Source organism: Paenibacillus sp. FSL H8-0104 (assembly GCF_038050215.1).
Lineage (GTDB): Bacteria > Bacillota > Bacilli > Paenibacillales > Paenibacillaceae > Paenibacillus > Paenibacillus amylolyticus.
On record NZ_JBBOTC010000001.1, the window covers coordinates 3,082,829 to 3,096,440 of the forward strand.

Genomic DNA, 13,612 nt, shown 5'->3' on the forward strand with positions numbered 1-13,612 from the left:
AGCTTAAAATAGGCTAGCAGCTTTTTTTGCTGTTCCATGATTTTGTCCTCCATCCTGCATCCCACAGATGCGACTAAGGACAAATCCTAAGGATTTTTGATCCACAATTTGGAGATGTCCAGATAACCGAATTCTGCGATCTGCATGCCGAAGATGCTCTGATCCAGTTCAGCCTGCTTGTTCATGTGACAGCCATGTAAGATCCAGCAGTGATCACGTAACAAGGCTTCAGCTTCATCCAGGAGCGCAGTACGGTCTGCCCGATGAAGCTTTGCAAAATGATGCAGTTTGTCATCCAATAGAGACTGGAATGCATGAGACATACACATATGAAAGTGGTTGGACAGGTTTTTGAAAAAATGAATCATGCCGTACTGCCAATCTTCCTCCAGTATCTCTTCAGCGAGGATCAATTGCGCGTTCATGGTTTCCTCTGAGTTGAAGTAATCCACAACAGCCTGCATGCTGATGTTCAGACCGATGGACGCTGCCCGACACTGAAACCACTCCGCAACGTCTGCATCCTTATTATGCTTATACGATAATGTTACCGTCTCACCCTGGTACCCACAATTATGCAGCAATTCACGAGCATGCTCAAGAGAGGCAGCGGTCCAGTCTTGGGCTGCACTTCTCCAAGGCAGAAAGCTGCTGGCCGGTGTGATCCGATTCCCGCCGAGATCTCTTACAAGTGCGACCGAATCATAGACGATACGCAGGGCTTGTCGAAATAAGGGATGATGATGGATGCCTTCCTTGTGAAAATTGAACAGCATATACTGACAACCCAGCGCCGGATAATTGATACTGTTGGTCTGATCACAGCCTGTTGTCAGACTTAATCGATCTGTACCCGGTAGCTCATAATAGCGATCATTCGGACTCAGGTCAGGCACAAACCAGAAATGGACTTGATCCAGATGTGGCCGGATGCCGTAGTACGCATCAAAAGCGGTAAGCTCCAGCACATCTGAATTCAGCTCAGAGATCTGAAAAGGACCGGTACCTATCAATGTATTGGCTACATTGTAATCGTAGGGCAGGATTGTCATCCGAATACAACTGAACAGATGCAAGAAAAACCGATTAGGACGATGTAGAACAAACTTGATGCAGTAATGCCCAGCTACTTCCGCTCGTTCAATATCCCGATACAACCAGATGGACGGACTATGCACATCAATCAATCGTTGCAACGTCGCTTGCACATCCCGGGACGTCATGATACGTCCGTTGTGGAAACGTACACCTTTGCGAAGATAGAAGGTCCATAAACGATGGTCCTCGCTACATTCCCACATGTGCGCCAGTGCTGGCAGGAATGATTCCGTCTTGACATCATAGGTGATCAATGTATTACAGACCTGGCTTAGCAGGTAGATTTCAAATGCAGTATAAACAAAGGCTGGGTCCAAATCACCTAACTGGCGTGACCTCATGATGCGCAGGATATCCTGACCTGAGGCAGTTTCATCGTGGCTGTGAAATCCCATCTGTTGATGAAGGGAGAGCATGAGCTGTTCTCGCAATGTATCATCCATCTGAACGGTTCCGATGAGTTCAATGGCATCTTTCATTTTGCCTTTACCCAAAAGCTCGGTAAAACTCGCTTCCAACGCTTCATTCATACTACGCAGCATCGTTAACTCCGAATGATGTCCCCGTCCACGACCGGGTTGCCAGTGGATGAAGCCTTGCTCCTCCAATTTTCTGAGAATGAATTTCACATTGCGGGGGGTGCAGCACAAGGCAGCGGACAGGTTATCGATCGTTACCGCTACAGGTTCATGAAGTTTGAATGAAAGTTGTTCGGCCCCGGCGAGCCTTATAAAGTGTGTATGCAGGGTATCCATGGTCATGACTCCTCTATTAAAGGTGAAAAGTGTGATCATATGTTTACACTTTTCTTTCCCCCTTTTATCCTTACAATTATACATTAGAAGATGTAGTTCAAAAAGTCCGCTTTTGATTACGAAAGATGCCTAAAGACATCATCAGCATCGAATATGGAATTCAGCCGAAATGTCCGTTGCTCACGTAGTTTTCCCTACGCTCCGCGACTCCATTTCTAGCTTAATCCCATCTTCTCGGTACTGAAAACCGAACTTTTTGAACACGAATTAGTAGAGGTTGTTCAAAAAGTTCGCTTTTGAAGCACTTAGAAAGAATAGGAGAAGTTCGCATGAAGCAATATTTAAGACAAATTCACCCCTTGGCATGGACGATCATTATCGGAACCATGTTTGGACGTCTTGTGACGTCCATGAGTATCCCGTTTCTATCCATCTATCTGACACGTGTGTTAGATGCTACACCGACCCAGACCGGTGTTACTGTGGCTGTTAGCTCGCTGGCAGGTGTCATGGTCAGTTTTTATGGAGGTTATATTTCTGACCGGATCGGGCGCAAAATTGTGATGTTAATCTCGGTATTTAGCTGGGCAGGTGTGTTTTTTATTTTTTCAGCAGCAGAGCATCTATGGGTGTTTTTTGTTGCCAATACGTTAAACGGATTATGCCGCGCAGTATTTGAGCCCACCTCCAGAGCGCTGTTATCGGATATTACTTCTCCAGAGAACAAATTGCTGGTGTTCAACCTCAGATATGCTGCAATTAATCTCGGTGTAGTCTTTGGGCCAATTATCGGATTTCAGCTGGGATCATCTGAATCGACGTTTCCGTTTGTGATTTCCGGCTTGGTATACATAGCCTATGGACTTGTATTATTTCTGCAATTCAAGCTACAGCATGCCAATCTGCCAGAGCGTCACCAGGCAACCGCACCACGTTTGCGTGAAGCACTCATGACCACCGGTCGCGATCGTGTATTTCTGCCAGTATTAATCGGTACCACATTTTGTGTTCTGGGTTACGGGCACTTTAGTTCTACGTTGGCACAGTACTTGGCGAGGAGCCCGATCTTTGAAAATGGAAGTCAGATGTTCTCGTACATGCTATCCCTGAATGCCGTGACGGTACTGATTATTCAGTATCCTCTTGTGAGAACCTTCCGAAACTTCCCACCGCTTGTTCCTCTGATTGTGGGTAACTTGCTGGTGGCAACCAGTCTGATGATGGTTGGAATCGCTGAAGGTGTGCTCATGATGATGATGAGTGTCATACTATTTACCATTGGGGAAGTGTTGTTGTTCACCATGATGGATATGCTCATTGACCGGATTGCGAAGCCGGAATGGAAAGGGACGTATTTCGGTACCATCGGATTCAATAATATCGGTAGTGTCATTGCTCCTGTCATGGGCGGGGTGTTATTAAGTCAATTTGGAGCGGAGAATGGTTTCGCTGTTTTTCTACCGATTGCACTGACGACTGCCCTGGGAGTACCTTTTCTTCTGATAGCACACAGACGTCTTGTTGTTAGAGAAAAACAAACAGAGCCTACATCATTAAGTATGTAGCGAGAATTGAAAAGTTTAATGGCATGAATTAAATAACAATTCAGTTAAAATTATCTTGACGGATGTTAGTCCAGCGAATACAATAAACAACAAATATGTGAAACGGGTGGGATGATGATTATGTTTATGCCTATACAGATTTCGAATCGATAACTGAATACGCATGAGCATAGTGACATTAATCCAATTTTTTTGCAATGATCGCGTTGGGACAGTCATGTTTGTGCACCTCTGTCGTGGACGCTCATCATTATTGCGATGCAGAGGAGATAGTTGAAATGCTTTGCATTTCATTCGATCTCTTTTGGCTACAAGCTGTAGATGAACATTAGTTCATCTATGGCTTTTTTGCATGCATTCCACCCGATTTGTTCACATGGAAAGGAGCGTTTGGAGCGTTATTTTATAAAAAACTAACTTGTTAAAAAGGAGAATGTACAATGGTCAACATGCGTTCTACATATCAATTATGGGCGGGAAATCCCGATTTTAATGTCATTATGTATGACTCATCCTAGTGATCGCAAATTTGCTGTTGTTAAGATCATCAACAAATATGAATAGCCAAGAACAATTAAATAAACCGATAAAGAGGTGGGACCTGTGCCCAAAACAGAGAAACGCTCCATGTCATGGCTGCTGCGTTATCTGAAACCCGTTAAAGGACGGCTGGCCTTACTTTTAATCATGTTGCTCACATCAACGGGGCTTCAGCTTTTGAATCCACAGATTATTAAACGATTTATTGATACAGCAGCAAGTGGGGGAGTCCTCACCAATCTTGTTCAGCTCGCAGGAATATTTCTGGTTGTTGCCGTGTTTAATCAACTCATTACGGTAGCGGTCAGTTATTTGGGGAACGACGTGGCCTGGCGGGCCACGAATCAACTGCGCGGAGATCTCCTGAAGCACTGCCTGCGTCTTGATATGCGTTTTCATAATGTGAAAACACCTGGAGAGATGATTGAACGTGTGGATGGTGACGTAACGAGTATCTCCAATTTTTTCGCAATGTTCATCGTGCAAGTGATCGGGAGTTTTGTGCTGCTGGCCGGAATTCTCGGGTTCATGTTCAGTGTTAATGTGCCTATTGCTTTGGTTATGACCGTTTTCACATTATTATCGATCCTGTTCATGGTCTTCATCCGAAATCTGGGCGTGGACTCTTCCAAAAATGAACGTGCGGCAAGTGCCTCTCTGTTTGGATTAATTGAAGAACGCATTGCCGGGATTGAAGATGTGCAAGCAAATGGTCATGTGCCCTATGTGATGAACCGCTTTTACCGTACGATGCGCACGGTATTCCTTAAGGGGAGAAAAGCCTGGCTGCTACGGGTTATTCCGTGGAATACCACAGTAGTCCTGTTCGCTCTGGCGGTCACTGCTGTGCTTTTGCTGGGTGTGCATTATTATATGGAAGGTCTAATTAGTATCGGAACATTATTTCTGATCTATCAATATACGCAGATGCTGAATGATCCGATTGAGATGCTTGGAGATCAGGTGCAGGAGTTTCAAAAAGCAAAATCCGGCATGCTGCGCTCCAGAGAGCTGTTGTCCATGCAGAGTGAGATTGAAGAAGGCACAGAGGAGAAATTGCCGGAAGGACCTCTTGGTCTGGAATTCAGCCAGGTGCACTTCAGTTATAACCAGGATAAACCGGTATTGCACGACATTACTTTTGCTATTAAACCTGGTGAACGCCTAGGAATCATCGGTCGCACAGGTAGCGGTAAATCAAGTCTTAGTCGTGTTCTTCTCCGGCTGTACAATCTGGATCGGGGTACGATCCGTGTAGGTGGAACGGATATCACAAAGCTTTCGTTACAAGCACTCTATCGTCGGGTGGGAATGGTGACACAGGATGTGCAGTTGTTTGATGGCACGCTGCGTGACAATCTGACCCTGTTCAATGGAGATGTATCGGATCAGATGATCAAGGAGACGACGGATCGCCTTGGACTTAGCCAATGGATTAATTCACAACCAGAAGGACTTGATACGTATCTGGCAGCAGGTGGAGCTTCATTGTCTGCAGGGGAAGCACAGTTATTTGCCTTAACCCGCGTATTCCTGACCGAACCGAGTCTGGTTATCTTGGATGAGCCTTCATCGCGTCTAGATGCTGCGACCGAGGGAATGCTTCAATCTGCAATTGACCAGTTAATGAAACAATCCACCGGAGTCATTATTGCTCACCGACTGGCTACACTGGAGAAAGTTGACCGGATTATGGTGCTCGGTGATGGGAAGGTACTGGAATTTGGAGCGAGAGAAGAACTTGCCAGTAACCCGGCATCTCACTATGCCAGACTGCTCATTACAGGCAGAGAGGAGGAATTGGCATGACTGTAGCAGGATTTATAGGCCGTTTGTTTCGATTCAGGCCTTTGCTGTTTATAATCAACGGATTGTTATGGTGTATATTTCACTCCTTACCGCTAGCCATTGGTATTGGAATGCAATGGTTTTTTGATCGCACAACAGCGGGTTCAAACGACTACATGTGGCTTGCTGTGCCGCTAATCTTTATTGCTTTGGTCCGAATGGCACGGGTGGGCACATTTTTTGTAGCCTTCTATGCATGGGTTACGTATCTGTATCATGTTCAGGCGATTTTGCGAACCAACATGCTCGCAGCAATCATGCGCTGGCCGGGACGTAATCTTCCGGCTTCACCAGGGGAAGCGATGAGTCGCTTTCGGGATGATGTGGATGAAGTCGTCGAGTATGTGGAATCATGGGTAGACTTCTGGGGACGTCTTGTATTTGCTGTTGTGTCTATCGTCATTATGGCGAACATTAATTGGCAGATCACATTGGTTGCCGTGCTGCCGTTGGTGGTCGTTACCTTACTTAACAACCTGTCCGGAAATCGGGCTCGGAAATATGCACAGGTTAATCGAGAATCGACTGGGCGAATTACCAGTTTTATTGCGGAAACGTTTGGAGCAGTGCAAGCCCTGAAACTGGGTCAGGCCGAAGAGAATGTCTCTACACGTTTTAACCAGTTGAATGAAGATCGTCGCCAGGCTGCACTTCGAGACAATCTGTTCAAGCAGTGGATGAGATCGATGAATCAGCATGTTCTAAGTATCTGTACCGGATTGATTCTACTGATGTGTGCAGCTGAGATGAAAGCAGGTAACTTTACCGTAGGTGATTTTGCCTTATTCACCAGTTATCTGGCCAATATCGGATTTAGCATTTCACTGTTTGGTTATATGGTGTTTCAGCATAAAAGGCTCAAGGTATCCTATGATCGTATGCGTAAGCTATTCCGCCCAGGGGAAGAAGACCAGATCATGGATTCGAGGGAAATCTATCTGTATGAAGATCCCCCGGAGCTTGTAAGTGAACAGAGGGACCCTAAGGAGAAGTTGCAATCTCTTGAGGTGAATAAGCTGACTTATCAATATCCGAATTCTGCAAATGGCATAGAAGAGATCAGTTTCCGACTGGAACGTGGACAATTTCTTGTTATTACAGGACGGATTGGATCAGGTAAATCAACGCTGGTACGAACACTTCTTGGACTGTTACCCAAGCAAAAAGGGGACATTCACTGGAATCGAGAAGCTGTTGATCCAGCCACGTTCCTGATGCCGCCTAGAGCCGCATATACCCCGCAAGTGCCAAGACTGTTCAGTGATACGTTGAAAGAAAATATCGTCCAAGGCAAACAGGGGAACACCGAGCAAGCGCTTGAAAAAGCCATTCGTCTGGCTGTGATGGAGAAGGATATCAAACATTTGGATCAGGGGCTTGAGACCCCGGTTGGTCCCAGAGGGGTGATGCTGTCAGGCGGGCAGATTCAGCGCGCGGCCACAGGACGCATGTTAATGACGGAGGCGGACCTGTTTATCTTTGATGACCTGTCCAGTGCACTGGATGTGGAGACAGAACAACAAGTATGGGAAGGGCTGTTCCAAGAGCCGGATGTCACCTGCATTGCAGTTTCTCACCGCAGGGCAGCACTTTCCAAAGCAGATCACATTATCGTGATGAAAGATGGACGCATTGAAGCCGAGGGAAGTTTGGCCGAATTGCTTGCCACCAATGAAGAGATGCAGCTGCTGTGGCAAGGGGAACAAACCCCCGCCAAAGTTGGATAGCTTAAAAAATTTAGAAAAGATAATAAAAAAACAAAAAAGCCTTACAGACGACTCCTTGAAAGAGGACAGTCTGTAAGGCTTTTTATCGTTATAACGAGTGGAAAGATGGAATATTATTATCTCATCATCTGAGCAATCAAGGAATACGCAATGATGACCAGGAAGATAATAGTGATATGGTTAATGGAGAAGATAAACATCCGTTTGGACCATTTCTCTGTTTCTTTCTTGTCAAAGGTAGCCACACTGAGAATGAGCCAAGCCAAGCTAACCAGAAATGCCACAATAGCGACAAATGGACTCATCGGCCAGAATAAAAAGCTGGAGATCAGTAACAGTACCAGATACACGTTTGTCTGAATGTATGTCCGTCTGATGCCTTTAACAACGGGTAGCATCGGAACACCAGCAGCTTTGTATTCGTCAAAACGACGAATCGCAATCCCGTAGAAGTGAGGCATTTGCCATAAGAGCATCGTAACGACCAATGCCCAGATCTCGAAATGACCCAGTTCCGGTGAAATGGCTGCCCAACCGATGAGTGGAGGCACAGCACCCGAAAGACTTCCCACTTCCGTGTTGTAGATCGTTGTACGTTTGGTCCACATCGTGTAAGGGAACACGTAAAGCAACAGACCCAAAATACCAAATACAGCAGCGGATGGGGAAGCGATGTACAACATGATGCCCCCGATGATGGTGATTGCAATACCGAGAATCAGACCCGACTTAGTATCTACGCGTCCCGTAACGGTAGGACGTTTCTTCGTACGTTCCATGATCGCATCAATATCACGATCATACAGATTGTTAAACACCCCTGCAGCTCCAATAATGAGAGAAGACCCAATAAAGGAAAGGATGATTGGTACAATATTAGCTAAGATTGAAGCATCAAATACATATAAAGCCAAACTTAAACCCGCAAACATGGCGATCAGGTTGGACTTGATGATTCCGATTTTGATCGTATCGAAGAATACTTTCGGAATCGAGCTATACTCCAGGCTGATATTGGTCTGTGAACCATTGTTCAATGTTTTCAAGAACTCACTTCCTATATCTATACTTATATATTATGTCGCTATTATACCATTCAATACACTATGTGATTTAATTAACGTTTTAGTATTTAAAATAATGTCATTTGATTGTGAACAATTTAAAAACAAGGTTTTTTTTAATTGTTAAATAATTATTTCTGTGTTACAGGAGAGAATCAAAAAATCAGGGTATAACAGTGATTTAAAGTTTGTTCTGTCATTGTAGTGTAAGTGTAAATAATCTTTTATTCAACTCACACAGGCTGGATTGAAGAAAGTAGTTAAAGATATATGTTGCAAAATGATTAGGTTTTGTTTATTGTAGACATAAGATATCTTTAATAGTTATGTTTGAATGTGTGCTTGTAAATCTCCGATATTACTTTCTTAAGAGAAAGCGGAGGTTATTTTTAAAGCTCAATTAGAGATATTAAATGTCTGGAAAGGGTGAATAATTTGAGTAATATGAATCAACGCTTGGATGTACTTATTATTGGTGGAGGACCAGCGGGGCTTAATGCAGCCCTAGTACTCGGCAGGGCCCGCAAGAACGTTGTGGTCATTGATGATGAGACACCGCGTAACTGGGTTACAAGGGAGACTCATGGGTTTGTGACAAGAGATGGGGCAAGTCCACGTGAATTCCGGAAAGCTGCCAAAGAACAGATTGCAGCTTATCCCTCAGTTCAATTTGCATCCGATACGGCAACAGCGATAACAGGTAGCGATGGTGATTTTGTAGTTAAGACTACTCAGGGGGCAAGTTATCGCACGAAAAAGATTTTGTTTGCGGTAGGTAAGAAAGACCTTCCCTTGGATATTAACGGATTAACAGAGGTTTACGGTAAAAGTGCGTTTGTGTGTCCATATTGTGATGGATGGGAGTTAAGAGACCAATCGCTGGTCATCATCGTTAGTGGAGATAAGGCATTACATATGGCAAAAGTCATATCCGGCTGGACAGAACGTTATACGATCTGTACGAATGGATCAGATTCCTTAACTGATGAGCAGCGTGAAGAGCTGAAGCAGCATCATGTTACTGTATTCGATGCACCGATTCAATCCATTAACTCTGAAGAAGGAATGGTACAGCAAGTTGTACTGAATGACGGTACAGCGATTCCATGCACAGGAGTTTTCTTCCAACCGAAACTGTTTACCGGATCAGAACTGCCCAAGGCCATCGGCTGTGAAATTACAGAGTCAGGAACGGTTATCGTTGATGCTTCCGGCAAAACATCCGTAGCGGGTGTATACAGTGCTGGTGATGCAGCATCCGAGATGTATCAGGCAATCACGGCTGCGTCTCTGGGGGCATTGTCTGCGGTAAGCATTAATAATGAATTGAATTTCGAGAAGTGGGATGAACCACGTCATCATTAGAATAAATTAAAAGCGTCATAAAATCATAGTGTCATTGGTTCATACAGTAGGGGATTGCATATGCAATCCTCTATTTGTTGTTATCAACTTAAACGTTGAACGGTTCAATTGAAAGTAATTCAGCCGGAAGAAAATTTGATATTAAGTTAAATGTGGTTTATTGTATTATCAAATGATACATATTACTATCATTTATAAAATCATCAAAGGAGAGATCACTTATGAATGAAAGCAGAACAGCCATCATATGGCTAACGAATACCTTGCTCCACGGCGTACAGTTAAGAGGTGATCATCATGAGTGATGCAACTTACATTCCACAGCCCAAAATGTATGGACCACTTGGCAATCTGCCTTTGATAGACAAAGATAAACCAACACTGTCGCTAGGTGTCCTGGCTGAACAGCATGGACCAATATATCGACTTACCGTTCCCGGTTATTCCGGTTTAATCGTATCTGGACCAGATCTTGTCGCTGAGTTGTGCGATGTGTCCCGTTTTGACAAATATGTATACAATGAACTCGAAAATGTACGTGCCTTTGGAGGCGATGGTTTATTTACAAGCAGAACATCAGAGCCCAATTGGAAAAAGGCCCATAACATTCTGCTTCCCACCTTCAGCAAACAGGCCATGAAAGGTTATCATCCCATGATGGTTGATATTGCCGAACAGTTGATCAACAAGTGGGCACGCCTCAATTCCAACGATACGATTGATGTTGCGGATGATATGACACGCCTTACGTTGGATACCATTGGACTATGTGGATTCAATTATCGGTTTAACAGTTTTTACAGACAGGACCACAGTCCTTTTATTGAAAGTATGGTTCGGGCTTTAAATGAAGCTATGCAGAAGAGTTCACGTTTGAAAATTCAGAATCTGCTTATGGTGAAAACCAAACGACAGTTCCAAGCGGATATTCAGACGATGTTCTCTCTGGTAGATCAGATTATAGAGGAACGTAAAGCGAGTTCAGCACCCGAAGAGGTCGACTTGCTCGCACGTATGTTGAATGGCAAAGATCCGGAGACTGGCGAAATGCTGGATGATGAGAACATTCGTTATCAGATTATTACATTTCTCATTGCCGGACATGAAACCACGAGTGGTCTATTATCTTTTGCTCTTTACTTTCTACTGAAAAATCCGGAATCGCTTCAAAAGGCGTATGACGAGGTGGATCAGATATTGGTCAGTGACTCACCACAGTACGAGGAAATTCTTCAGCTTTCCTATATTCGCATGATTCTTAGTGAATCGCTTCGTCTCTGGCCAACAGCCCCGGGATTTGATGTATATGCGAAAGAAGACACCGTCATAGGTGGCAAATACCCGTTGAAGAAAGGGGAAAGTTGCAGTATTCTTCTACCTCAGCTTCACCGTGATAGAGAGGCATGGGGAGAGGATGCGGAGCTTTTCCGTCCGGAGCGATTTGAAGATACGGCGAAAGTGCCTCATCATGCGTATAAACCTTTTGGTAATGGGGAGAGAGCGTGTATAGGCATGCAGTTTGCTTTATATGAAGCAACACTTGTGCTTGGCATGGTCCTCAAACATTTTGAGCTGATCGATTATAGCAACTATGAGTTGGATGTTAAACAGACGCTAACGTTGAAGCCGGGAGACTTCCGGATCCAGGTGAAAGCGCGCGTGGCTTCGCAAACAAGGAATAAGTCGACCGTAACTGCGAAAGAGAAACCTGCTCCTGTTGTTCGTAAAAATATAGCAAGTGACAGCCAGAGGGGAGAAACCCTGGCCGTTGAAGCAGATGGTAAGCCTTCGCTCCTGGTGTTATATGGTTCCAATCTGGGAACGGCAGAAGGCATTGCCCGAGAGCTTGTGGAGAAAGGGCGTTTGTATGGAATCCCAAGTGAAGCAGCCACTCTGAATGAGTGGGTTGGCCGCATACCCCGCGAAGGTGTCGTTCTCATCGTCACTGCTTCGTATAACGGTAAACCTCCGCAAAATGCTACGGCATTTGTAGACTGGTTGAAGGAAGTAGAGTCAGAGGAAGCAAAGGATGTAAACTATGCCGTTCTGGGTTGTGGAGATCGGAGTTGGTCCGGGACGTACCAGAGCATTCCTCGATTGATAGATGAGAGGCTTGAGGAATTGGGAGGTAAAAGACTGTTATCCCGTGGTGAAGCCGATGCCGGAGGTGATATGGAGAAACAAGTCGAGGTGTGGCAGCATATGTTGTGGCCTCAGGTGTTGAGTGTCTTGGGGATTAGCGAGGAAGCAATCAAATCCTCCAAGCCAAGCGCCAGCAGACTTCAAATGGAGTTTGTCCGCGAGAAAACGGATATGCCTCTTGCACGAACTTATGATGCCAGCTATGCCACGGTTGTAGTTAATAAAGAGCTTCAGGCGCTGGGAAGTGGAAGAAGCACACGTCACATCGAAGTGTTATTGCCTGAAGGCATGAGTTATAGAGAAGGTGACCATCTCGGCGTGTTGCCTAGTAATCCGAAGCAGAATGTGGATCGGATACTCAGTCGGTTCGGACTACGTGGGGATACTCCGATCCAATTAACTTCGGACGTCAGCCATCTTACACACCTACCACTGAACAGACCCGTCAAGATTCATGAGTTGCTCGCTTATTGTGTGGAATTGCAGACACCAGTCTCCAGAACACAGTTGCAGGAGTTAGCTAATCATACGATATGTCCACCTCATAAGCGTGAACTGGAAGGCATGTTGAACGAAAACAGCTACAGGGATGATATTCTTGCCAATCGAATCACCATGTTGGACCTGCTAGAAAGGTATGAGGCGTGTGAGTTGCCTTTCGAAAGGTTCCTTGAACTATTGCCTCCGCTTAAGCCCAGATATTATTCAATATCCAGCTCGCCAAGTCTGAATTCCGAGCAAGCAAGCATAACCGTATCGGTAGTAAGAGAGCCAGCATGGAGTGGTAAGGGCGAATATCTGGGAGTTGCTTCATCGTACCTCGCTGGTTGTTCATCCGGAGAAGATATTCTGATGTTTGTACGTACACCTGAATCCGAATTTCATCTGTCCGAAGAGGTTGATGTTCCAATGATCATGGTGGGACCGGGGACGGGTGTTGCACCATTCAGAGGTTTCCTCCAGGCGAGAGCTGTTATGAAACAGAGAGGTTTGTCTCTGAGTGAAGCGCATCTGTTCTTTGGGTGCAGGAATGATTCAGATTTCATATATCGTCAAGAGCTTGAACAATACGAGCGAGAAGGGATCGTTAAGCTACACACTGCTTTTTCTCGTGCGGATGGCAAGCCCAAAACGTATGTACAGCATCTGATGAAGGAGAATTCCGAACAGTTGATTCACATGCTGATGAGCAAAGGAAAACTCTACGTATGCGGGGATGGAAGCCAGATGGCCCCTGCGGTAGAAGAGACTTTGCAACAAGCGTATCAGAAGGTGCAGGGAGCAACGGTGCAGCAAGCGAAGGACTGGCTCATTCAGCTTCAGGCCGAAGGACGCTACGTGCAAGACGTGTGGGCAGGTAATAAACGAACAGGTGAAACTCCTAAAACTGTGCATGAGGAGGTACATTAAGACGGAGATGACTCCAATATCTACTAATATACAGTCCTTAATATACTCAAGCTAACAAACAGCCGCTTAATCTGGAGCTTTGTCTCCAAATTAGCGGC

7 protein-coding genes are annotated in these 13,612 nt (G+C 45.1%); 5 read left to right on the forward strand and 2 right to left on the reverse strand.

The window, feature by feature from the left end; translation table 11 throughout:
• Positions 1 to 86: 86 nt before the first annotated feature.
• On the reverse strand, positions 87 to 1,853 hold the full coding sequence (locus NST38_RS13890) for an ABC transporter substrate-binding protein (protein WP_076249463.1): 1,767 nt from the start codon (positions 1,851 to 1,853) through the stop codon (positions 87 to 89).
• Between the two features lie 329 nt (positions 1,854 to 2,182).
• Between NST38_RS13890 and NST38_RS13895 the strand changes: the two genes are divergently transcribed.
• From NST38_RS13895 to NST38_RS13905, 3 genes are all read left to right on the forward strand, one after another.
• A complete protein-coding gene (locus NST38_RS13895) occupies positions 2,183 to 3,418 on the forward strand; it encodes an MDR family MFS transporter (protein WP_076249462.1) in 1,236 nt (411 codons plus the stop codon).
• Between the two features lie 603 nt (positions 3,419 to 4,021).
• Positions 4,022 to 5,767 carry an ABC transporter ATP-binding protein gene (locus NST38_RS13900; RefSeq protein ID WP_076249461.1) on the forward strand — a complete coding sequence of 582 codons (1,746 nt, stop codon included), beginning with the start codon at positions 4,022 to 4,024 and terminating at the stop codon, positions 5,765 to 5,767.
• Entirely contained in the window at positions 5,764 to 7,533 is a 1,770-nt protein-coding gene (locus tag NST38_RS13905) for an ABC transporter ATP-binding protein (RefSeq protein WP_076249460.1), read from the forward strand. Before NST38_RS13900 ends, NST38_RS13905 begins: the two co-directional genes overlap by 4 nt.
• Positions 7,534 to 7,649: 116 nt before the next feature.
• Here NST38_RS13905 and cyoE read toward each other — a convergent pair whose 3' ends face one another.
• Positions 7,650 to 8,579 (reverse strand): heme o synthase, encoded by a 930-nt coding sequence (gene cyoE / locus NST38_RS13910; protein WP_036608378.1) that lies wholly within the window; start codon positions 8,577 to 8,579, stop codon positions 7,650 to 7,652.
• Between the two features lie 462 nt (positions 8,580 to 9,041).
• On the opposite strand from cyoE, the gene NST38_RS13915 reads away from it, so the two are divergent.
• Positions 9,042 to 9,962: an NAD(P)/FAD-dependent oxidoreductase gene (locus NST38_RS13915; RefSeq protein ID WP_076249951.1), complete on the forward strand. Its 921-nt coding sequence runs from the start codon at positions 9,042 to 9,044 to the stop codon at positions 9,960 to 9,962.
• Between the two features lie 297 nt (positions 9,963 to 10,259).
• Positions 10,260 to 13,514 (forward strand): bifunctional cytochrome P450/NADPH--P450 reductase, encoded by a 3,255-nt coding sequence (locus NST38_RS13920; RefSeq protein ID WP_076249459.1) that lies wholly within the window; start codon positions 10,260 to 10,262, stop codon positions 13,512 to 13,514.
• Positions 13,515 to 13,612 lie beyond the last annotated feature (98 nt).